The 22,793-nt window shown below is 41.4% G+C and carries 17 protein-coding genes; 8 read left to right on the top strand and 9 right to left on the bottom strand.

Translation table 11 applies throughout. From position 1 onward, the window contains the following. Nucleotides 1-218: 218 nt before the first annotated feature. The 4 genes from VB740_RS20195 (at nucleotide 219) to VB740_RS20180 (ending at nucleotide 4,872) form a co-directional block, all read left to right on the top strand. Nucleotides 219-770 carry a heme NO-binding domain-containing protein gene (locus VB740_RS20195; RefSeq protein ID WP_323201704.1) on the top strand — a complete coding sequence of 184 codons (552 nt, stop codon included), beginning with the start codon at nucleotides 219-221 and terminating at the stop codon, nucleotides 768-770. Between the two features lie 10 nt (nucleotides 771-780). Then, complete coding sequence (locus VB740_RS20190; RefSeq protein WP_323201703.1) at nucleotides 781-2,262, top strand: sensor histidine kinase; 1,482 nt, start codon at nucleotides 781-783, stop codon at nucleotides 2,260-2,262. A gap of 526 nt (nucleotides 2,263-2,788) precedes the next feature. After that, entirely contained in the window at nucleotides 2,789-3,991 is a 1,203-nt protein-coding gene (locus VB740_RS20185) for an FtsW/RodA/SpoVE family cell cycle protein (protein ID WP_323201702.1), read from the top strand. 35 nt (nucleotides 3,992-4,026) lie between these two features. After that, nucleotides 4,027-4,872, top strand: a complete 846-nt coding sequence (locus VB740_RS20180) for a class I SAM-dependent methyltransferase (protein WP_323201701.1) — start codon at nucleotides 4,027-4,029, stop codon at nucleotides 4,870-4,872. Here VB740_RS20180 and VB740_RS20175 read toward each other — a convergent pair. Continuing rightward, nucleotides 4,847-7,156 carry a hypothetical protein gene (locus tag VB740_RS20175; RefSeq protein ID WP_323201700.1) on the bottom strand — a complete coding sequence of 770 codons (2,310 nt, stop codon included), beginning with the start codon at nucleotides 7,154-7,156 and terminating at the stop codon, nucleotides 4,847-4,849. The two genes, VB740_RS20180 and VB740_RS20175, sit on opposite strands and share 26 nt — an antisense overlap. A 13-nt stretch (nucleotides 7,157-7,169) precedes the next feature. Beyond that, nucleotides 7,170-9,398, bottom strand: coding sequence for a hypothetical protein (locus tag VB740_RS20170; RefSeq protein ID WP_323201699.1), 2,229 nt, complete (start codon nucleotides 9,396-9,398; stop codon nucleotides 7,170-7,172). 501 nt (nucleotides 9,399-9,899) lie between these two features. Here VB740_RS20170 and VB740_RS20165 point away from each other — a divergent pair. After that, the gene (locus tag VB740_RS20165) at nucleotides 9,900-13,841 is read left to right on the top strand and encodes a DUF4347 domain-containing protein (protein WP_323201698.1); all 3,942 of its coding nucleotides are present in this window, start codon (nucleotides 9,900-9,902) and stop codon (nucleotides 13,839-13,841) included. Nucleotides 13,842-14,089: 248 nt separating this feature from the next. Here VB740_RS20165 and rpiA read toward each other — a convergent pair whose 3' ends face one another. Beyond that, entirely contained in the window at nucleotides 14,090-14,800 is a 711-nt protein-coding gene (rpiA, locus tag VB740_RS20160) for a ribose-5-phosphate isomerase RpiA (protein ID WP_323201697.1), read from the bottom strand. 189 nt (nucleotides 14,801-14,989) lie between these two features. On the opposite strand from rpiA, the gene VB740_RS20155 reads away from it, so the two are divergent. Together VB740_RS20155 and VB740_RS20150 are read left to right on the top strand one after the other, a co-directional pair. After that, nucleotides 14,990-15,469, top strand: coding sequence for a hypothetical protein (locus VB740_RS20155; RefSeq protein ID WP_323201696.1), 480 nt, complete (start codon nucleotides 14,990-14,992; stop codon nucleotides 15,467-15,469). A gap of 154 nt (nucleotides 15,470-15,623) precedes the next feature. Further along, nucleotides 15,624-16,304 (top strand): S-layer homology domain-containing protein, encoded by a 681-nt coding sequence (locus VB740_RS20150; protein ID WP_323201695.1) that lies wholly within the window; start codon nucleotides 15,624-15,626, stop codon nucleotides 16,302-16,304. Nucleotides 16,305-16,334: 30 nt separating this feature from the next. Here VB740_RS20150 and VB740_RS20145 read toward each other — a convergent pair whose 3' ends face one another. Continuing rightward, complete coding sequence (locus VB740_RS20145) at nucleotides 16,335-17,633, bottom strand: hypothetical protein (RefSeq protein ID WP_323201694.1); 1,299 nt, start codon at nucleotides 17,631-17,633, stop codon at nucleotides 16,335-16,337. A gap of 430 nt (nucleotides 17,634-18,063) precedes the next feature. Between VB740_RS20145 and VB740_RS20140 the strand changes: the two genes are divergently transcribed. Beyond that, nucleotides 18,064-18,684 carry a CP12 domain-containing protein gene (locus VB740_RS20140; RefSeq protein WP_323201693.1) on the top strand — a complete coding sequence of 207 codons (621 nt, stop codon included), beginning with the start codon at nucleotides 18,064-18,066 and terminating at the stop codon, nucleotides 18,682-18,684. Nucleotides 18,685-18,909: 225 nt separating this feature from the next. Here VB740_RS20140 and VB740_RS20135 read toward each other — a convergent pair whose 3' ends face one another. The 5 genes from VB740_RS20135 to VB740_RS20115 form a co-directional block, all read right to left on the bottom strand. Further along, complete coding sequence (locus tag VB740_RS20135; protein ID WP_323201732.1) at nucleotides 18,910-20,025, bottom strand: LptF/LptG family permease; 1,116 nt, start codon at nucleotides 20,023-20,025, stop codon at nucleotides 18,910-18,912. Nucleotides 20,026-20,319: 294 nt separating this feature from the next. After that, entirely contained in the window at nucleotides 20,320-21,048 is a 729-nt protein-coding gene (gene lptB / locus VB740_RS20130) for an LPS export ABC transporter ATP-binding protein (protein WP_323201692.1), read from the bottom strand. A gap of 30 nt (nucleotides 21,049-21,078) precedes the next feature. Continuing rightward, nucleotides 21,079-21,576 (bottom strand): LptA/OstA family protein, encoded by a 498-nt coding sequence (locus VB740_RS20125; RefSeq protein ID WP_323201691.1) that lies wholly within the window; start codon nucleotides 21,574-21,576, stop codon nucleotides 21,079-21,081. A gap of 325 nt (nucleotides 21,577-21,901) precedes the next feature. Continuing rightward, nucleotides 21,902-22,294 carry a DUF309 domain-containing protein gene (locus tag VB740_RS20120; protein WP_323201690.1) on the bottom strand — a complete coding sequence of 131 codons (393 nt, stop codon included), beginning with the start codon at nucleotides 22,292-22,294 and terminating at the stop codon, nucleotides 21,902-21,904. Beyond that, nucleotides 22,291-22,656 (bottom strand): ferredoxin thioredoxin reductase catalytic beta subunit, encoded by a 366-nt coding sequence (locus VB740_RS20115; protein WP_323201731.1) that lies wholly within the window; start codon nucleotides 22,654-22,656, stop codon nucleotides 22,291-22,293. Before VB740_RS20115 ends, VB740_RS20120 begins: the two co-directional genes overlap by 4 nt. Between the last annotated feature and the right edge of the window lie 137 nt (nucleotides 22,657-22,793).

Raw genomic sequence — 22,793 nt, 5'->3', positions numbered from 1 at the left:
AATGAATAAGTGAAAATACGGTTGTAACAATGAGTATTTGTAGCATTAAAATACAAATAGTTTTCCCTACTTTTTTTCGGTTTTTAAAGCTTTAATAGAAACATTTTAAGATTTGATTACAGAAAAGTTTCTTATTTAAATAATCCTTTTCAGAAATTAGTTGTCGAGTCTTGGGTAAATTCACAAAGCAAAATTAAGTGCAGTAAGGGGAGGCTTCCATGTACGGTTTAGTGAACAAGGCGATTCAAGACATGGTGTGCAGTCGCTTTGGCGAAGAAACTTGGAAAAAAATTAAGCACAAAGCAGAGGTGGATGTAGATGTTTTCCTGAGTATGGAAGGCTATCCAGATGACATAACCCACAAGCTGGTAAAAGCTGCTAGTGTCGTTCTGAGTTTATCCCCCGTACAGATTATGCAAGCCTTTGGAGAATTCTGGGTTCAGTACACAGCCGAAGAAGGCTATGGCGAAATGATGGATATGAGTGGAGATACATTACCTGAGTTTTTAGAAAACCTCGATAATCTTCATGCTCGTGTGGGAGTTAGCTTTCCTAAACTTCAACCCCCATCATTTGAATGTACTGATATGGAAGGAAATTCTCTGAGCTTACATTATCGCTCTGATAGAGAAGGGTTAACGCCAATGATTATTGGACTAGTTCAGGGATTGGGAACTAGGTTTGATACAGAAGTTCATATTACCCAAACCCAGAATCGGGATGAAGGTGCTGAACATGATGAATTTTTAGTGATTTATAAACCAAATTGAGTGTAGTAGCATGGCTCCTCCTCACCTTACGCTTTCGCCAGAGTTGCTGGCGAAGGCTTTTCCCTTCCATTTTGCCTTTAGCCGTAATCGAGAAATCGTCCAAGTTGGCGATGTTTTAGGGCGCATTAGTCCTGAACCACTAGTTGGTAAATTGATTGAGCAGCATTTCCAGATAAATCGTCCAAAAGTTTTAGTTGATTTTGATGCTATTAGTAAACAGTCTCGTGCATTGTTTATTTTAGAGTTTCTCCACAATGGAATGCATCTCAAGGGTCAGATGATGTATCAACCAGAACAGGAGATGATATTTTTTTTAGGTTCTCCCTGGATTACAGATACAATTAGTCTGGCTCCTCTGGGTCTGAAACTCAAAGACTTTGCGATTCACGATCCAATTGTTGATTTCCTATTTCTACTGCAAGCTCAAAACACCGCTTTGACTGATGCTAAAAACTTAACAAGCGAATTGAAACAGCAAAGAGCACAACTACGGAGTGCGTTGCAAATCAAGGAAAATCTAGCAGAAATTGCTGAGGCTCAGGCTAAAAAATTAGAAAAATCCCTCCGAGAGCTACAGCAAACTCAAGCCCAATTAGTTCAGGCTGAGAAAATGTCTAGTTTGGGACAGTTAGTTGCGGGAGTTGCTCACGAAATTAACAACCCTGTTAACTTTATTTACGGTAATTTAAAATATACAAAAGATTATACCCAATGTTTGCTGAAGCTTGTGCATCTTTACCAGCAATTTTATGCAAGTCCTGTATCAGAAATTCAAGAATGTATTAAGGAAATTGAGTTAGATTATTTACTAGATGATTTGCCCAAAATCCTAAATTCGATGGAAGTAGGAGCCGAAAGGATCTCGGAAATTGTCTTGTCCTTGCGGAATTTCTCTCGTCTTGATGAAGCGGAGAAGAAAACTGTTGATATTCACCAGGGGCTGGATAGTACTTTGCTGATTTTACAGAATCGGTTTAAGAATAGTCTTGATCATCCTGGTATCAAACTGGTTAAAAATTATGGAAATTTACCTTTAGTAGATTGCTACGCTGGCCAACTCAATCAAGTATTCATGAATATTATCAGTAATGCCATTGATGCGCTCGATAACTATAACAATAAACGCACGATCGCAGAAATTCAGGCTAATCCTAATAAAATTACAATTACTACGCAAGTCATCGAAACTAAGTGTGTTATCCGAATTGCTGATAATGGTTCAGGAATGACAGAAGCAGTTAAGGAACGACTGTTTGATCCATTTTTCACAACTAAGCCTGTAGGTAAGGGTACAGGATTAGGTTTATCAATTAGCTATCAAATTATAGTTGAAAAACATGGGGGAACACTGAGATGTGTATCAGAACCTGGACAAGGAACTGAGTTCTGGATTGAAATTCCCCTGTCTATAGAAAGACAAGCAGTTAATGGCGTTAAATCCTTGAGTTTTATGAATTGTCAGAATTCAGCAATGCTTGCAGTGGGGGAGTAAGACTCACCACTTGATGGTTTTGACTCTCCGAACTTCTGAACTAAAAAAGCCTCAGATTCAGGGGAACTCTAAATTATTCTTTAAATTACTTATATGTAAATACGGTTCAGTTAGGAATGCAAATTTAATAACCTGCAATTCTGATTAAACTGGGAATGGTGCGTTACGCTCCGCTAACACACCCTACTTTTGCACTTTATTTAATCCACGTTCCTTAGCGTCAAAAGCCTTAAATTGTGTAGGTTAGCTTGAGGAACGTAACCCAATATTTTCGGAGCTTTGTTGGGTTGCGCTTTGCTTAACCCAACCTACAATTTTCCTTAACTGAACCGTATTGACTTATATGTAATGTATTAAATTATGCTTGTAACTTTCAATGCAGCGATCGCAAATATTGATCGAGCAGTGTATTGAAGTTGACAACTATAAAATTTATGGTTGTAAAGCCTACTTATGAGTTATAAGTTATGATTTATGAGTTTTATTGCTAACTCTTAAATTCTTAATTTTTTACCTAGTACTACTCGTGAATCTACGCCGCCTGATTCCAATTTTTGATAGTTCAGTCTCCAACTGGGCATTAGAAGCGCGGCTATTGCGCTGGTTAACGTTGATTTGGCTGTTCGTCGGCTTGATCATACTATTTTCAGCATCCTATCCTGTCGCTGATGCCCGTCATGATGATGGGTTGTACTACTTTAAACGTCAACTGCTTTGGGTCTTAGTTTCCTTAATCGGATTCAATATTATTGTTAATTTGCCATTGCAGAAAATTTTGGGGCTATCCCACTGGTTTTTATTAGTGTTTTTGACGTTAATTTTTATTACATTGATCCCAGGATTGGGAAAGAAGGCTTTTGACGCAGCGCGTTGGATTGCGATCGGGCCAATTCCGATTCAACCCTCAGAATTAATTAAACCGTTTTTGGTGCTACAAAGTGCGCGGCTTTTTGGTCAGTGGGAACGAATCAGTTGGCGGGTTCGCTTGGCTTGGTTGGGTATTTTCGGTCTGGTACTTTTAGGAATTCTTGCCCAGCCTAACTTGAGTACAACAGCACTTTGCGGAATGACGATTTGGCTAATTGCTCTAGCAGCTGGCTTACCTTACAAATATCTGGGAGGAACAGCAATTGGCGGAGTAATGTTGGCAATACTCAGTATTAGTATCAAAGAGTATCAGCGTAGGCGAGTGATGTCATTCCTCAATCCGTGGGCAGATGCGAGAGGAGATGGCTACCAGTTAGTCCAAAGTTTATTAGCTGTGGGTTCTGGTAGAACTTGGGGTTCTGGATTTGGACTTTCCCAACAAAAACTATTTTATTTACCAATTCAGGATACTGATTTTATTTTTGCAGTGTTCGCCGAAGAGTTTGGCTTTGTCGGCAGTATGGTACTGTTGGCACTTTTAGCTACATTCGCCACTCTTGGATTAATCGTGGCTCTGAAGGCTAAAAATACAATACATCGATTGGTCGCGATCGGTGTGACGATTTTGATGATAGGACAATCATTGCTCCACATTGGTGTTGCTACAGGTTCTCTACCAACTACTGGCCTACCTTTGCCCATGTTTAGTTATGGTGGTAATTCCATGATTGCTAGTTTAATCGCTGCTGGGTTGCTGATTCGAGTAGCACGCGAGAGTAGCGAAGCTGAGGTAGTACCGTTGCGAAAACCCCTATTGGAAAATGGGCGTAGACGTCGAGCTTTTCAGAAGAATAGGAATTGAGCTAGCAAAAGCTCTTTGCAGGAATTCAATAGATTATGAAAGACCTAAAACAAACAATAATCAACTACTCCAGCACAGACCTTGAACAGCGCAAAAATTGGTATTCTCCTGCAGCAGAAGCTTACAACAAGGCAAGACCCCGTTATCCTCAAGATTTGATTCACCAAGTTGTGGAAATTGCTCAACTCTCGACTAACTCAAAAATTTTGGAAGTGGGATGTGGTCCTGGAACTGCAACGGTAGGCATCGCTCAATTAGGTTGCTCTATAATCTGCTTAGAACCCAATCCAGATTTTTTCCAGTTAGCTCAACAGAATTGTCAACCGTATTCTAATGTAGAGATTGAGAACACATCATTTGAAGAGTGGGAACTAAAAGCACTTGAATTTGATGCCGTCTTAGCAGCAAGTTCTTTTCATTGGATATCACCAGAAGTTGGATATTCAAAAGCAGCAAATGCCTTAAAAGAGAATGGCTACCTGATTTTATTGTGGAACAAGGAACTTCAACCCAGCTACGAAGTGTATCAAAGTTTATCGCAAATCTATCAAGTACATACTCCATCTCTTGATCGATATGAAGACCAAAAAACTCAAGAATATATCTTGAGACAATTAGGAAATATGGCCATTGATTCGGGAAAATTCAAAGGCTTGATATCAGGACAAGTTATATCAGAAGTAACCTATACTGCTGATGAATATTTAACACTTTTGACTACATACTCGCCATATATAAAATTAGATTCAGAAAATAAAGAGTCTTTATTTTTGGGATTGAGACATCGTATAGAAGATGATTTTGGAGGCAGTCTGCAACTTTCATATATCTCTGCTTTTCACATCGCCCAAAAAGCTACCTCAGAGGTAGGGGAGTCTTAAATGGGCTACTGTTGGATGGAAGATTAGGCGCAAGTGGGTTAATACTAGGTGTAGGAGTAGGCTCTACTTTTTTGAGCACTGTGATTGCAAATCCTCTTTGCTGGGATTGTTGTTGACCAGATATATCATTCACTAGCAGTCCGATTTGAGGCGGGAAGGCTTGATTTACTGGAAGCTTGATTGAGTCAACTGGTTTAACGTCATTGCCGTATGGTAGAAGTTTAACCTGAATATTTTCTCCCTCTACTCTCCAACTCAGAGTAGCAGATTCGCCTTCGTTGAGAACGAGATTTGGTTGCTCACTACCGTTGATTCTGAAAGAGACAATCTTAAATGGTTTCGGTAATATGCCAATTTTAGACTCAGTCTTTTTAGAACTAATTTTATCACTCCCATTGTTAGGAAAAGCTTTGATTTCAAATGCAAAGTTTCCGGCTTTAGTTGCTGATAGAGGAATATTTGTACATTGTAGTTGTTGATTTTGTTGTGTACATAGCTTTTGAAGTTTAGCGTCTGTAAGATTACCTTGATTAAATTTGTAAGTAATTGGTTCACCATAGGATGTACCATCATCTGCATTGCCAGCAATTTGAACTTGTGCCAGCAATAATGGTCGGGCGATTGTCCAGCTTAAAAGAATATTTTGACCTTTTGTATACTGTTGTTTATCTGCTTTGAAATTAAGCACTTCAGCAATTTGCTTTTCAGCTATTTCTACTTGGGTCGTTTGGCTAACTACTTGGGTTTTAGGAGAAAATAATTGTATACCATTACGATAAAAGGCTTGTAATTCAAATGTGTAATTTCCTTTTGTTTTTACTCCGGTTTTAACATTGCTACAAATTAGCTCTTGTTTATCTTGTACTTGACAAGGAGGTATTTCATTAGCGCTTACTTTACCCAGTGTTTCGGGAATGCCATTGCTAAAGTCATAGGTAATAGGCTGAATAGGTTGTGAACCTTTAGCCGTTAGAACCAACTTTTGTAACTGTTGATAATTGTGAATGTCCCACTTCAAAGCTACCTCATCCTCCTCTTCAGTAATTCGAGGATTATTGGCACTAAAATTTTCTAGCCTCAAAGGATCAGGGTTTAAAATTCGCCAAATGATGAATCCTATCCCTCCTAATAACCCCAAAACTGCTAAAATTAACAGAATAAATTGCCACAAAGGACGGGGTTTCCATACCAAAGTTCCCTGAGGTAATGTGTTAGGCAAGGGTAAATTTTGGGGGTCTTTAATGTCGAGTTGAAAGTTGACCAATAGCCCTGCACCAAACCACGGTCGTCGCCACCAAGGTCTGGGTTTAACCGCCAAATTGACCACAGTACTTCTGTTGGGTAATAATCTTACTTCAGTAGGTTCAAATTTGTAAGTATATAGTTCTTCCTCATCTCTACTTTTTAAACTTAATATCAGTTCACGAACAATATTACCCCGATTAGCTAGTGATAATTCGTACTTGCCAAGACTACGGCTAACTTGTCCTAAGATGGTATGAAGTTCTATATCTAGGCGATAATTTGTCGGAATTTGGATGTATACCAAATCCAACAGTACTAAGTCTGGAGAGTTTTCCGAATACAAGCGGATTGTGGGAGAATAGCTTCCCGCGAGAGTATCCCCAGGTGGGTGAAATTTCAACAATATTTGACCTTGAGTACCAGGGTTGAGTTCTAGTGCAGTTACATCAGATATCAATCCTGCCCCCTCAAATCCAGTTGCGGGATAACTGATTGTGAACCAGTCATCATCTAAATCTGGGCAACTCAAGCGGAACCTATCCACCAGATAAGAGCGATTGTCTACTATAACCTCCACTTGCAGAGGCTCACCAGAATTGAAAATTAGCGGTTTGTTGGGGTTGGTGTTTGGTCTAATGGAAAATGTCGGGTCATTCACCCGAATTGCAGTCTGTTCTTTTAACAGAACCTTAATTTGGTTTGGGAAGGTTATGGGTGTATCTTGCGGATAATGTAGAGGAGAATCAACGACTAATGTATAGTCATAGGTTCCGGGGAGAGCATTTGCCGTAATTTGAAACTCAAATTTTACTTCGTCACTATTCTGTTGGGGAGCTAATGCTAAACTTTCTCTAGGAGAACTAGACCAGCCGGTTAAATTTTGAAATACTTCGTCAAAAACAAAATATAAGTCAATAACCGCACTTTGATCTCCCTGATTGATCACAACAACATAGAGTTCAATGGTATCTCCTGGCATCCCAAACTGAATTCCAGGTGGGTTGATAATAACTTGCAGTGGATTGAATTTAGGTTGCATTTTATCGACTCCCTTATTTGATGCGGTGTAGTTTGACCTGAAAATCTTCACTACCACTCACAATCATGGTTACTTGATTAGTTTTCAAGTCGATACTATTAATTTTTTTAGAGCTTCGGTAAATTGTTTTACCTTCTGCTGCTTTTGTTTTGTCGAGCTTATGTTCGGAGGTTAAGTACCAAACTATTACTCGTCCATCATCGCCACCACTTACTAAGAGACTACCATCATCACTAAATGCCAGACTACGCACAGATGTTTTTGATGCTGACCAACGGTCTATTGGTGAGCAATTGAGTTCATTCACTTGTAGGAGGGGATTCGGATTTTTGAGAGTTTGGCATTGATTTAAATTCCAAATCGTAATGAATCCCGCAGAATCGGAGGTTGCGAGGATTTTTTCTGCCGAGTTAGGAACAAAAGCCAATGCCCAAATAAAGTCTTCAGGCCCAACTCTTTCGTCTAGTTTTTCTAGATTTTGCACTGATAAACTTGGGAATTGTTTATCAGATTGAGTTGGATTCCACTGCCATAAGATGAAACGCTTAAAGTTTCCACCAATTGCTAGAGTTTTTGCATCTGGGCTGAGATTTAATGCCCGAACTTGGAAACGTGATAGTTTCAATCTACTTTGGATGTCGATAACTTGCGGTTCTGGTAAGAAATTAGTGTTGGGCGCTGGTCTTGACCACAATCTAACTTTACCACTGCCATAACCACTGAATAAGTTAAGTGAGTTTGAGGTGAAAGCTAGGTCAAAGACGCGATCGGCTTTTTGATCTTTAGGGTCTTGAAGTTCGCTAATCTTTGCACCTGAAGGGACATCTCTTAATTCAATTACGCCATTATCTAAACCAACAGCAACACGATCATTTTGTAATGGCATGAAGCGTAAGACTTGTACTGCGTCATCAGTAATCGCCATCAATCCTTTGGGCTGTTGCAGTCGTTCACAAGCAAGGGGTTGCCCATCATATCTTACTGTATCATCGGCGTCTAAGCTATCAGTACCGATTCTCCAAAGTCTTAAGGTACAATCATTTGAGCCACTGACGACAGATAAACCAATGCCACTAAAACGTACTGAGTTTACAGAACGTGTATGCATTACATTTCTTGGTTGCAATATTAATGCTAGGAGTGCAGCTAAAAGTGCGATCGCAGCCAACTGTAACCATAGAGGTATGATTGGCAGAGTCTCTACTTCTAATGTCTGCGTGGCGGGGTCTGTACTGCCTAAACGTTGGTCAGATAACTCCGATTTGGCCTCTAGCAACAAAGTTTTGCCAATTCCTACCCAAGGGCGTTTTGTTTTAACATCTAAGATAACTTTACTTGTCTCTCCTAGATGGAGATTGGCAATTTCGGGAAGCTTTTTGAAACTGCATTTTCGCCAGTCTCTACCCTGCATCTGCACATTAATCTGCTGATTGAGGTTGCTAGCATTTTTAAATAGTAATTCAAAGGAAGCTGTATTAGATTTCCAGTCAGGCAACCATGCCGATTTACTAGGAATTTTGAGGTGTTTTTGTGTAGTAGTAAAGTCTATAAAACCCACGGGTAAGACTTCAATCTTACCTTCAGCACTAGTTGGATAACCGTTATTGCTAACAGCTTCAATACTAAAAGGGTAATTTTGGCTGGGCGCTTGTACTACAGAAGGTGGTTGGCATTGAAATGTAGCTTCTGCTAAACCACCTGGATCTAAGGATAATCGGCGTTCTGCACTACCAGTCAGCCAAGACGGTTCAACGCCTGTAAAACGTAGTACTACCTCAGTTGGTTGTTGGCCCAAGTTCCGTACACGTACTGGTATATCTACAGAATTGCGGGGATAAACCTGGAACTCTCGCACAGGCAATTCTACACTTAAATGTGTTGGTCTATTGTCTCGCTCAATTTTCAGGCGCAGCACCAGCCTGGACTGTTGTGCTAATTGCGGTGAAAAAATCTTTACCATCAGGTTGACAATACCGACAAATCCCGGAATGGGTGTATTGAATACAAAAACTTGAAATATGGTACTACTACCTGGTGGTTTAGCTGCTGCTACCTCTGGTTCGAGTCGATACCAGCGATATCCTGTATTCCGGGTTTCTCCCGCTGCGGCAATTTCTATCTGAAAATTGACAAAGCGATCGCTGTCATTATTGACAGTTACTTCAAAGGATACAGGAGTATCACCTGGACGAAAGGTTAGGTTTTGAGTTGAAAGACTAGCATTAATAACACTTTTTTCCATACTCTTACTTGTAATATTTTTTGATATTTTTCATGATTAGCACTATTAAAAATTAATCTTTGTCAAAAGGTGGCAATAATTCTTTTCGTTTGATTACTGAGATATATTATTAAATATTGTGTAATACATTTGTCAATTTATAATATTCATTTTCAAAAAAGCTATATCTTCAAAATCCAAATTCATCAATTGAATATCTGATACGATTCTTAATAAAACTTGCTAAATCAAGTTTGTGGGCGAAAAATTGAGTTTTTCAGGATGAACCAGTATAAAATCTGATTTCTGATTCCCGTACTATATGTGAGGAACAAAGCTCTGTAAAATTCAATACTTTTCTTACTTTACAAAAGCCTCAACTTGCTAGATGATACCAACAAAAGGGAAAATAATGAGTATAAATATAGTATTTTTAGCTATTGGTAGTTGTGTGAAAATCCTGTAATTACGCGGCTGGAGTCGGTTTGAGTTTCCCTCATTACCTTAGCTTGAAGTAAATAAATGGCAACCCTACATAGCTCACACGTCCAAGCAAATCCTGTACTTTCCAACTCTTATGCCCATAATTTAGTCTTTATTGACATGGCAGTTGAAGACTATAGCGATTTAGTCAATGGCGTGCTTGATAATGCCCAAGTGTTCGTGCTTGACTCGTCACAGAACGGTGTTGAAGAAATTACGGCAATTCTAACGAGTTACGTAGACTCGCAGCGGCTTGTCGTTGGACATCGCACGAATTTGACTAATATTCATATTGTGTGTCACGGTGCCCCAGGTTACTTGCAATTGGGCAACACCCATTTAGGACTGGATACCCTCGACGAATACAGCCAGCAACTGGAAAAATGGCAAAAGATATTTTCAGCTTCTGCTAAAACCAATAACCTTTGGAACTTACTTATCTATGGTTGCAATGTGGCTTTGGGTGATACAGGGATAGAATTTATAGACAAACTGCACCAACTCACCGGAGCGAATATTGCCGCTTCCCGTCAGCGAATAGGTAATGCAGCATTAGGCGGTAACTGGGAGTTGTCAGTCCGCACTGCTGAGATAGAAGCGGGTTTAGTGTTTACGGAAAAGACGCAGCAGGCTTACGTAGGAGTACTGGCGACGTTCACAGTAAACGATACTGGGGACACTGATGATGGTGAGCCGAATAACGGCATCACAACACTCCGAGAGGCAATTAACTTAGCCAATGCTACAGCTGGGGATGATGCGATCGCCTTTGGGGGAATTTTTACTGATGCCACTCCAGATGTTATCACCCTCACCTCTGGCCAACTGAGCATTACCGATGATATCACTATCTTGGGAACTGGGGCATCTCAGCTGACCGTGAGTGGAAATAATGCTTCCAGAGTATTCGAGATATCGGGAATAGGGAAAGATGTCAGCATTGATGGTTTGGCGATCGTTAATGGTAAGACTGATATCTGGGGCGGCGGTATTAGGATCAATGCCAATACTATTCTTTCCCTAACTAATAGCATTGTCTCTGGCAATACGTCGAACAACCTTGGCGGTGGCATCTATAATGACCTTGGCGGCAACCTCAGCCTAACTAATAGCATTGTCTCTGACAATACTGCCAAATATAGCGGCGGTGGCATCTCTAATCAAGGCAACTTCACCCTAACTAATAGCACTGTCTCTGGCAATATAGCGTCCAGGGGCGGCGGCATCACTAACAGTGACCCAAACGGCAACGATAACGTTATCCTCAGCATAACTAACAGCACTGTCTCTGGCAATACGGCGGACTATGGCGGCGGTATCTCTAATGAAAGCATCCTGATGCTGACTAATAGCACTGTCTCTGGTAATACAGCGAACTACGACGGTGGTGGCATCTATAGTGGAACATATTTTTATGGTATAAGACTTGGTACAGGTATCCTGACTAATAGCACCATCTCTGGAAATACATCGTTATTAAATGGTGGTGGTATCTATAACTACAACATCCTCAGCCTCATAAACAGCACGATTACCAATAACACGGCTGACTCTGACGGCGATAATAGTGGCAACGGTGGCGGCGTTTCCAACGATGGTGAGACTATCACTGTTGGAAACACGATCATTGCAGGCAACTTCGACAACTCTACCTCCGCCGACATCAACCCCAATGTTTCCGCCAACTTCGACGACTCTGGCAATAACCTGATTGGCAATAACACTGGTAGCACTGGTTTTACTACCAGCACTTTCGTTGGCACTAGCACCAGCCCCATTGACCCAAAACTCGGTACGCTGCAAAATAACGGTGGTGCAACCTTTACCCATGCTTTACTTGCGGATAGTTCCGCCATTAATGCTGGCAATAATTCCCTCGTTGCTGGTGTCACTACTGACCAAAGGGGCGCTGAATTTGACCGGATATCTGGCGGTACTGTGGATATTGGTGCTTATGAAGTCCAGTCCACCATCACACCACCTGTTAACAGTGACACCGTAGTGACTAATACCAACGATTCTGGGGCAGGGTCGTTGCGGCAAGCTATCCTCAATGCCAATGCTACTGCTGGGGCGGATACGATTACCTTTGCGGGTGTGTTCACCGATGCTACCCCAGATATCATTACTCTCACCTCTGGAAAATTGGTGATTACCGATGATGTGACCATTTTGGGGACTGGGGTATCTAACCTCACCGTCAGCGGAAATAATACCTCCGGTGTGTTGGAGATATCAGGAACAGGAACAGATACCAGTATTGATGGCTTGACGATTGCTAATGGTAATGATGTCTTATATGGCAGTATTTTGGTCAATAGCAACGCCAGCCTAAACCTGACAGCAAGCACTGTCGTTGACAATACCGGGGCAGTAGGTGGCATCTTTAACAGAGGCACTCTCAGTCTGACTAGCAGCAGTGTCACTGATAATAGGGGGTCATCGTTAGGCGGTGGTATATTTAACTCAGGCATCCTCAGCCTAACTAATAGCACCGTCTCTAGCAATAGCGCGTACACTAGAGAATTTTCTGCCTACGGTGGTGGCATATTTAACACAGGGAACCTCAGCCTAACTAATAGCACTGTCTCTGGCAATAGCGTGGCAACCAGCGCATTGTCTCGCTATCTGCCAAGCCCAGAGATACCCGCCTACGGCAAGAACATCTATAACTCAGGCAACCTCAGCCTCACGGGAAGCACTGTCCTTTACAGCATTAACGAAGGCACCGTCATCGCTGGAAATAGCATCATTGTAGGCAGCTTCGGTGGCAGTTTCACTGATGTTGGCAATAACCTAATTATTGACGGTAACATTGACTCTGTTCTTGGAGCGCTGCAAAATAATGGCGGCGCCACCTTTACTCATGCTTTAGTTGCGGGTAGTCCTGCCATTAACGCTGGCAATAATGCTCTAGTTCCTTCTGGTATCACCACCGATCAACGCGGTGCTGGATTTGACAGAATATCTGAGGGTAAAGTTGATATTGGTGCCGTAGAATTCAACGGGCTGAATGGAACCAATGGCGCTGATAATCTCGTAGGCAACAACTATGGTGACATAATTAACGCTCTCGCTGCGAACGATATCATTACAGGTAGTCAAGGCAACGACATTCTAACTGGTGGCGGTGGCAAGGATAAATTTGTTTACAATTTAGGTGACGGTGTTGATACCATTACCGATTTCGGTGGGTTAGGTAAAGGCTCAAATCCATCAGCAGCAATCATTGGCGAATTGGATACTCTCAAATTCCAAGGCGCTGGATTGACTGCCCGAAATCTGCTACTCACCCAAAATGGTAACAATCTAGAAGTCACCTTTGAAGGGGTGGCTGATGACACAGTTATCCTGCAAAACTTTCCCTTGGAAAATCTAGATAACCTATGGGTAGTAGGCAATATCCTGTTTGATGGGCAAACTTGTATTCGTGACAGCTTCGATGTCTTCAATGCCAACTCCACCCAAAACGCTATCTTCAACAAAAACACAGTCACCTTTCTCAATGACCTGAACAATAATGTCAATGGCTTTGATAACTCAGCGGATGTGATTAATGGTCAGGAGGGTGATGACCGCATTGATGGCAAAAGTGGCAACGACCTCCTACGCGGTGGTGCAGGTGATGACATCCTGATGGGTGGTGCAGGTGATGACATCCTGATTGGTGGTGCAGGTAATGATACCCTGACTGGCGGTAGCGGTGATGACCAGTTTATCTATCAAACTTTGAGCTATGCTGGTACAATCACTGACTTTAATCAGAGTGAGGATAAATTAATCCTTACTGACTTGTTTAAGAGTAGAGGCTACAGTGGCAGCAATCCCATCTTAGATGGCTACCTAGGGTTTGTGCAATCGGGTACTTCTACAGAAGTTAAGTACTCTTCCGATGGTATTGGTTATTACTTTTTCACCTTGGTGACTTTGGATAATTTCACGGCTACAAATCTGGTAGTAGGTACTAACGTTATTGTCTAGCGGTCAATTCTAGTCTGTAGCGAACGTCTTAAAATAAATATTTAGACATCTCGTGAAAAGAACGTAGAGATGTAGCACAGCTACATCTCTACAAGGTTTCTAGATAACGCAGGAGTAGTCAGACAGAATTAATTACACAATGACTGTAAATATTTTTGTCCGACTACTAAATTAATTTCTGGAGATGTCATCGTTAAATTTTGGATTTTTAGATGTCTCTAAAATCCAAAATCTAAAATCCAAAATTCTTACAGTTGGCGCACTAATGGCTGACCATCTTTGACTTCACCAATCAAAACTAAATCGACACAGTTAACGAAAATACCATTTTCCAGCACGCCGGGAATGTTATTCAATGTCTTTTCTAGGCTGACTGGATCTTCAATAGAGTCAAATCGGACATCTAAGACAAAGTTACCTTGGTCAGTGATCACTGGGCCAGCTTTTTTTATACCCATGCGGAGTTCTGGTTTGCCACCGAGTTTTTTGATGGCATTAGTCACGGGAGTAATTGCCATTGGAATCACTTCCACGGGTACAGCGAAAGTAGAACCCAAGCGGTCTACTAATTTACCACTATCGACTACAACAATGAACTGTTCTGCTAGGTAGTCTACGACTTTTTCGCGGGTATGTGCTGCACCACCGCCTTTAATCAAATTCTTCTGCGGATCGACTTCATCTGCGCCATCAATGGCAATATCGATGTGGTCAATAGCATCTAAAGTAGCGAGAGGTACACCGTATTCCTTGGCCAGTACTTCTGATTGAAACGAGGTGGGTATACCAATGATATCTTGAAGTTCACCAGACTTGAGGCGATCGCCTAAAAACTGAATTGTATATGCTGTAGTTGACCCCGTACCCAACCCGACAATCGAACCCGACTTTACTAGGGCCGCGGCGGCTTTGCCAACTTCTTGCTTCATCAACTTTACGGGATCTGCTGCTGCGGTCATTGCCAAAACTCCTGAAAAACTGACTATAGTCCATAGTAGTGGGCAGATAACCTCAAAAGATGAAAGGTAAAAAACAAGTTTTTGCTAATTTCTACTTCCTTGATTAGGGAATTCTAAAAAATAAAATATCTTAATGTCCGGAAAAAAGGAGATGACTAACGTAAACAGTGTATATTACTATACAAAAATATGAAAAAGCCTCAGTACGTCGATCATACTTTTGAGCAACTTCTCGCTAAGATTGACCCTGAAGTAGCAAATACCTTCACGTTAGAGCAATTAGAAGCCATAAAAAAGAGTTTTGCATCTCGTGCTAGGACACGTCATTCTTTAGACATAAGAGTTTCAGTACCAATTCCCAGATTAAGGTTTTATCTGGTGTTGCTAGCAGGTTCAGAACATCGGTCTAAAGTTCGTTTACGCTCTGAAAGAGGTTTATATCCTTTGTGGACTCCTGCCAATATTTTATTCCTCATAGGATTTCTAATCATTCTATCAATTTGTAGCTACACTATATTTTCTTCTGCATTGTCTTCACTTACTCCCACATCAAGCTCCTATTACCCTACTTCAATTCCTTGGATTGATGATAAATCAGAATGTGAACACACTGGTAGAATCTGGAATAATTATAAGTGCTGGGATTCTGAACAAAGTCCTAATTTTTAAAATTTATAGTTACACCCTACGTAGCTAAAGCAACATTACCCAGCCTCAATTCGTCACTAGCTGAGTTACGGGTTGTTAAAAATACCAAATTTTGCGTTAACCTCAGTAACGTAGTTTTTTAAATTCACGTTAGCAGCTAAAAGTGGTTATGGTGATGCGTCAGCTTTCAATTACTCTATCTTTAGTGGTACTACTACAAAACTTACCAGCAATTGCTCAGACCCAAGTGCCAGAAACTACTTCTGGGGTTGCATCTGATTCCATTCAACAGGTAACTGCTGTCAAATGGATGACAAACTTTTCTGATGGCAAATTTTATCCAGAAAGGTTACTAAGTAGGGCGGAATTAGCGTCAATTATGGTAAAGGCATTTGGGCTAAATAACAGACAAGCTGTTAGCAAAGAAAATTTAGCTATTCCAGATGTTCCTCGTTCTCATTGGGCATTTAATGATATACAGACAGTCTTAAAAACTGACATCATGAAAGGCTATCGGGGCAATGAATTCTTCCCTAACCAAAAGGTGACAAAGGCAGAAGCTCTTGCTATTTTCGCCCAAGCTTATGGTGTATTTCAGTTTCCCGATGAGGCTGTTAATGAAATTCTGGCTTCATATCCAGATGAAAAGTCTATCCCAAGTTGGGCTAGAAAAGCGATCGCTACAGTAGCTACTGAAGGATTTCTCAACACAGATGCCCAAGGCAATATTTCCCCATTACGACCCGTTACCCGTGGAGATATGGCTTATGTATTGAGTAAATATTTACAACGACAACAGCAACAACCCGAAACACCAGAAGTTCCGATTATTCCAAATAGCCCACAATCACCTTAGCTAGACTTTATCCAGCCAAGGTGCTTAAAATTACCTTTGATCCGGTCTATACTTGTCTCGAATCTGGCGAAGATATAAGGAATTAGACTGTGTTGGTTGCTGCAACACATAATTAGATTGTGGTGGTTGCGTCGGTTGCTGCAACCCATAATTTCCATAATTAGATTGTGGTGGTTGCGTCGGTTGCTGCAACCCATAATTTCCATAACTAGATTGTGGTGGTTGCATCGGTTGCTGTAATCCATAATTTCCATATCCCGCAGGATTTGTGGGGATGACCACATTTTGATTTGGACTCTGGCTGGAGTAAGGTGCAATATTATATGGTGCAGCAGAGGTGACTGGAGGTGTGACTGGTGCTAAATTAGGCACGACCTGACCACTATTTAAATTATTGTAGGGATATTGCGGTAAGTTCGTACCTGTTGACGTGTAGCCTGTACCAGTATTTAACCCATTACTAGGCAATACCTGACCGTTATTTAAATTAGTATAGGGATTTTGCTGGAAGTTCGTACCCGTTGAGGTGTAGCCTGTCCCAGTAGTTAACCCAGTAGTTGGTAGAGAATTTTGATTTACTAAGGTGTTAATGGGTGGCATTAACGTTGTTCCTGGCTCAGAGGCTCGACCGAAGGCATTTGTCTGAGTTGCAGTCCCATTGAAGCTAGAAAATTTTTGGTTTGTCGATTGATTAAGTGACGCTTGCAGAGGACTGATGGAGACAGAATTTTGATTCTTGTTGGTTTGATTTGGGAATCCAATTCCCCGGCTAGAAGATGTTTGTTCCTCTCCTGTTGGTTCAGACGCCGCAGTTAAGGTCTTGAGACCTAAAAACTGGTTATTACTATCAAACGTCCCAGTCCGCAATAAATTTTCTGTTTGTACAACAAAGGGATTTTTCACGCTTGGAGAGATGTCGCTATTAACACCTAAACCAGGATTTAATTTGATATTGCTAGCAGATTTTTGTTTGTTAATGACATCCTCTAAAAAGTTTTTGCTATTTTTTGCCTCAGTATTCTCGTTGGGGTTATTTGCCGTTATTGGAAGAGTTGATTGCTCAAAGTCATTAAATAAAACTGGCAGGTTATCAATATCAGCTGCAATGGCTCTGTTTTCTTCTGACAGCGATGAATCAGTAGGTGTTTGCGAAGCGACTTGTTTTTTTTGCTTATAAACAAAAATATCTGGGTTTGACCAGTATTCCCAGGTTACTAGCCCTAATACGGATAGAAAAATTGCAGTTACCCAAAAACCAGGTCGCCCTAGATTCCATAACCTGGCTTTGAGATAGCGTAAATAGGCGGGAGGATAATGACGATTTGGCATGGGATTGTTAATGTAAATTTACTTTAAATTGGTAAAACTTGATGGAAGCTGAAGGCGTTGCTGTTTAATTCTTTTGGTTTCCTCAACAGGAAATATCTCAAATGAAGTTGGATAGTGATTTTATCCTAACTTCTCCACCACTTATTAGTCATTATCAATAGACATGTAGTAGTCAAAAATTTACTTTTTAGTGGCTGAAGTCCTTTGACAAGATTTTCTAGAAAGTTATGGCAATTTGTGGTTATTTTTTTGGTATCGGTAACAGTGGATAACATCAGGAGTTGACAACTGGTCTAATTTATTGTTGTAGCTGGACAAAAGTTCAACTTTTTTACTTTCTAGTTAGCAAACTAAACTGTGTGCTGCAATGCTTCGATACGCCTCTAAGGGCACTGTGCTGCACCGTACTATTAACCAGGAGACTACAGCAATGATGAAAGCTGAAGATATCATGACCAAAGATGTAGTTACCATTCGCGGTTCGGCGACTGTTGCTGAAGCAGTGGGGGTGATGAAGGAAAAAAAATTGCGGGCGCTGGTTGTGGATCATCGCCATGAGAATGATGCTTATGGCATTGTTACAGAAACGGATATTGTCTATAAGGTAACAGCCTACGGTAAAGACCCAAAGCAAGTGCGGGTTTACGAAATTATGAGCAAGCCTTGCATTGTGGTCAATCCTGATTTGGGTGTGGAATATGTAGCGCGGTTATTTGCTAACACTGGTATTCATCGAGCACCTGTGATTCAAGGCAAGCTGTTGGGCATCATCTCGATTACCGATATTTTGACCAAAAGCGACTTTGTAGAAGCGCCAAAAGCCCTATTGCTAGAGGAGAGAATTAAAAAAGCTATTGAGCAATCTCGGGCTATTTGTACCGAACAAGGTGCTTATTCTAAAGCCTGTGCAGCTGCCTGGGATGAGGTAGAAGAACTTCAAGCAGAAGCCGCTCATCAAAAAGCTGAGGGGATGGTATCAGCCAAAGTGTCTTTTGAAGAATACTGTAAGGAAAACCCAAATGCACCAGAATGTCGAAATTATCATCCTTAATTGAAGTTTGGGAATGAAGGCATTGGGGATGAAGGCATTGGGGATGAAGGCATTGGGCATTGGGCATTGGGCATTGGGAAGAGACAAGGAAAAAACTTGTTAAATAATTTCCCCTTTTCCCCCTCATCTTCCCCTGCTTCCCCTGCTTCCCCTGCTTCCCCTGCCTCCCCTGCCTCCCCTGCCCCCTGCCCCCTGCCCCCTTGTGTCTTCTCCTGCTATTTCAATTTATCGTTTGGCAACTCGCATCAATAAGAATAAGCCGATTCCCAAAAACAGAAAATTGGGTAACCAAGCTCCTATGAAGGGAGAGAGAACACCTGCTTGCGCGATCGCACCACTAATAAAGAAAATTAAGTAGTACGAAAAAATAACTACAACACTAATCCCAAAACTGGTACCTCTCCCAGTTCGCTGGGGTATGCTTCCCATCACTGCACCTACTAAGCCAAAAACTACACATACAAAAGGTAAAGAGATTTTTTGTTGAATCCGTACTTGGAGTTTACGAATTTTTTGGCGATCGCCACCAAGATATTCAACTTCTAGTTGATCTAGTGCTTCGGAAATATTCATCTCACCATAGTCCCGACTTTTTTCTGCCAGACTTAATGGCGTGCGCGGTAGTTGCAATTGTTGGTGTTCAAATCTGACGATGTTGCGATAGGAGCGATCGGCAGCGACAAAATAGATGGTACCGTTGTAAAAATCCCAGACATTTTGAGAAGCATTCCACTGGGCAGATTCTGATACCACAATTTGATTTAGATTTTTTGTTGAACGGTCAATAATCGTTAAACCTGACATCCGCTTACCATCAAATTGGTCGGCGTAAAATAAACGTGTCAATATCCTATTCTTAGAGCCATCGGGCTGTGTAACATCCTGGTATTCAGGATAAAAAATATTTTGCTGTTTAAAAGTTGGCTTATCTGATTTAAGGGCTTTCTCTAAAGTCATCGCCGCTTGGTAATTTGCTGCTGGTGCAATTTGTTCGTTAAACACAAATGTCATTCCTGTAACCACAAGGCTTAACATCACGGCAGTTAGCACCATGCGATAGACACTTACCCCACAACCACGCAGGGCAATTAATTCGCTTTCGCTAGAAAGACGACTGTAGGTCATCAAAGTAGCCAGCAACGTAGACATGGGGAAGGCTAAAACGATAAAGTTGGGAAACTTTAACAAAAAAACTTGAATAGCAATGTCTATCGGTAGCCCAGATTCTACAATTTTTCTGACTAAATCAAATACAGCATCGATAGTGACGCCAATTGATGAAAAAGCTCCGACACCAAAGAAAAACGGCGCTAACAATTCGCTGGCAAGGTAACGATCCATGATCGTAAAAGGCATCAGCGAATGGAGTTTATAGAAAGACGTAAACTTCTTTGATATCATAAGCAATTTGAAAAGTTAAATATTGGCAACCCTGGTAAAGCAAAATATATAGCGATTCTATTTAAGTTGTGAAGTTAGTCGTGGAGACAGGGAATAGGGAACAGGGAATAGGGAATAGATTTTTGACTGTATTTAGTATTCAACTTTAATTTTAAACATGTCAAAATTAACTGATAAATTCATGTTTAAAAATTAAAAATAGCTTTTAAAATTATTAATTAAATAAATATTAATTTAAACTTGAAAATTATCCCCTAAATAATATTGCCGCACTAGGGGATTGCTGTAGAGTTCATCAGCAGCGCCAAAAGCGAGAATTTGTCCTTCGCGCATAATATAGGCGCGGTCTGTAATAGCTAGGGTTTCGCGGACATTATGATCTGTAATTAAGATTCCCATACCGCGATCGCGCAGTTGTGCGACAATGTGCTGAATTTCTGAAACTGCGATCGGATCAACTCCCGCAAATGGTTCATCCAAAAGTAAAAATTTTGGCCCTTCTTGTCCAGCAGCTAAAGACCTTGCTAATTCTGTCCGCCGTCGCTCACCACCAGAAAGTTGAATTCCTTTGCTATTGGCTAATTTTTCCAACCGAAACTCCCGCAGTAAAGTTGTGAGTCGCCTTGACCACTCCCATCGTGGCACATTCGTTTGCTCTAGTACCAACAGAATATTATCCTGTACCGAGAGTTGGCGGAAAACACTTGGTTCTTGCGCTAGATAGCCAATACCAAGTCGTGCCCTTTTGTGCATTGGCATTTCTGTAACATCCAGATTACCCAGCCAGACTTTTCCTTGATTGGGCTTTTCTAAACCTGTGGCAATGTAAAAAGTCGTCGTTTTTCCAGCCCCATTGGGGCCTAATAAACCAACGACTTCGCCCTGAGCAACAGAAAGATTAACCCGATTGACAATTACTCGCTTGCCGTAAGATTTGTGAATATTCTCTAAAACAATTTTCACGCTGGAGCCGCCCTTTCTTGGTGGTAGATGCTAATTAGAAGGCTTCAAAGGTGGTGTTTGTGGGGCAGGTGTCGCACTTTGTGCGTTATTATCTGATTCCTCGATCATGTAAATGGACTCTACCTGACGGTTGGATTGAGGTAAGGCAACAAATCGCCCTTCATCAATTAAATACGTTACCTTCTCTGCCCGAATACTGTTACCGCCCTGTTGCAAAATATAGACGTTGCCACTGAAATCAATCCGACGTTCCTTACTAAAGTACTGTGCTTGGGCAGATGTTGCCTGAAGCTGACGAGAAGGATATAACATTTGCACGTTACCGCGAGCGGTAATTACTTGATTTTTAGCATCATATTCCTGCACATCAGCGCGGATAGTGAGGGGTCGATTGTCTCTAGATGTTTGTGCAGTAGCGGTTTGCAGTTGGGCAGGCAAGGCAAAAGTGCCCAAGAGTACAACTGGCAGCATTAAAGCTAATCCAAAGCGACGCATCTGGGATATGGGCAATTGATAGCAGGGCATCATAGCAATTGGGGATTCAGGATTTCAGCTTGCATTCTAATTATCTCAAGTACTTTATCCAGATATTAAATATACAATCTGGAGTGATTTCGGATAACTACTGGCTGAAGTAGTGACGCTACCCCCAACCTCAAGGTTTCAGGTAATTGGCATTTAAGGGAAAATGACGTAGGCACAATAACCTGCGGCTTCACTGAAAGCGTTCTCGCAAGAGTAGCCGCTTCTCTACGTGACGCTTTGCGTAGCTTGCTTCGACTTAGGAGTATGCGTCTACATGAATTGTGTCTACTAAAAATTTTGGGCAACGCATAATTAATTTACCAGCTGCCTAATCAGTAGAAAGCACAATTTTAGGCAAAGATAAGACTTGATTTTCACCTAGATCACCAGATGTAATCTTATCTGGCCCTATTTGTTGTAATGTCGTCAACAATGATGCACTCTGACTCAATAGCTCATCTACATCAACGCCGCCGTAACTAGATGGGTAACGCCGCAGGCGATTGCCGCCTTCTCCCAATAGAATTACTGCACCTCGCCAGTTCCGATTCTCCAAATGATACAGCGCCACGGAGATTTGGAGGATACCTTGATAAAAGGTTTTTTCCGGTTCACTAGCTTCAATCCACAAAGCCTCTAAAGTGTCATGACAAGCGTAGAACTGACCAGAATTGAACTGTTCTACGCCTTGCCAAAACTCTTGGGGGATAGTTTCGCTCATCCCATACTTTCTCGTACTTCTTTAATTGTTTCGAGAGAGATGTCTTGTTTGTCTCCAGCAAACTCGTTGTCAGGGGTGAGGAATAACATGCAATGGCATTCTTTGCGTTCTCTCATTGGTACACAGGGACAGTTCCAATATGTCGCGTGAACCTCAGCCTCTTTATCTTCGTAATGGCGACAGGGACATAAAGGCGCACCTAGTTCATCTTTATGTTTGGCTAGTCCTTCAATCACAACCGCGGTAACAGAGGGTTCAGAACAAAAGTATGTTCCAGTACGCTTGGCGTATTGTTCGGAAAAATGCCGCATTGCCTCTAGGCTTTTATCGCTGGATTTTGTGTTATGTTCTGATGTGATCATGTCGCTCATAATTTAAATATTTCTTTGCATTGTACCTCAGCCGTACTAGGGGATTACTGGGTGTATTTCCCCAACCTTACCTGCTCAAATTGTTTTACCTTGGCTCAAAGGCTGATATGTACAGTCTGCTGGGATCA

The organism is Nostoc sp. UHCC 0251 (assembly GCF_034932245.1).
GTDB lineage: Bacteria > Cyanobacteriota > Cyanobacteriia > Cyanobacteriales > Nostocaceae > Nostoc.
This window is presented reverse-complemented; position numbering and strand designations above follow the sequence as displayed.

Coding starts and splice junctions, on each gene's coding strand:
- VB740_RS20165 (WP_323201698.1), top strand. CDS start 9,900: ATGGCAACCCTACATAGCTCACACGTCCAAGCAAATCCTGTACTTTCC.
- VB740_RS20150 (WP_323201695.1), top strand. CDS start 15,624: ATGCGTCAGCTTTCAATTACTCTATCTTTAGTGGTACTACTACAAAAC.
- VB740_RS20140 (WP_323201693.1), top strand. CDS start 18,064: ATGATGAAAGCTGAAGATATCATGACCAAAGATGTAGTTACCATTCGC.
- VB740_RS20155 (WP_323201696.1), top strand. CDS start 14,990: ATGAAAAAGCCTCAGTACGTCGATCATACTTTTGAGCAACTTCTCGCT.
- VB740_RS20145 (WP_323201694.1), bottom strand. CDS start 17,633: ATGCCAAATCGTCATTATCCTCCCGCCTATTTACGCTATCTCAAAGCC.
- VB740_RS20115 (WP_323201731.1), bottom strand. CDS start 22,656: ATGATCACATCAGAACATAACACAAAATCCAGCGATAAAAGCCTAGAG.
- rpiA (WP_323201697.1), bottom strand. CDS start 14,800: ATGACCGCAGCAGCAGATCCCGTAAAGTTGATGAAGCAAGAAGTTGGC.
- VB740_RS20195 (WP_323201704.1), top strand. CDS start 219: ATGTACGGTTTAGTGAACAAGGCGATTCAAGACATGGTGTGCAGTCGC.
- VB740_RS20175 (WP_323201700.1), bottom strand. CDS start 7,156: ATGCAACCTAAATTCAATCCACTGCAAGTTATTATCAACCCACCTGGA.
- VB740_RS20180 (WP_323201701.1), top strand. CDS start 4,027: ATGAAAGACCTAAAACAAACAATAATCAACTACTCCAGCACAGACCTT.
- VB740_RS20120 (WP_323201690.1), bottom strand. CDS start 22,294: ATGAGCGAAACTATCCCCCAAGAGTTTTGGCAAGGCGTAGAACAGTTC.
- VB740_RS20170 (WP_323201699.1), bottom strand. CDS start 9,398: ATGGAAAAAAGTGTTATTAATGCTAGTCTTTCAACTCAAAACCTAACC.
- VB740_RS20135 (WP_323201732.1), bottom strand. CDS start 20,025: ATGGATCGTTACCTTGCCAGCGAATTGTTAGCGCCGTTTTTCTTTGGT.
- VB740_RS20125 (WP_323201691.1), bottom strand. CDS start 21,576: ATGATGCCCTGCTATCAATTGCCCATATCCCAGATGCGTCGCTTTGGA.
- VB740_RS20190 (WP_323201703.1), top strand. CDS start 781: ATGGCTCCTCCTCACCTTACGCTTTCGCCAGAGTTGCTGGCGAAGGCT.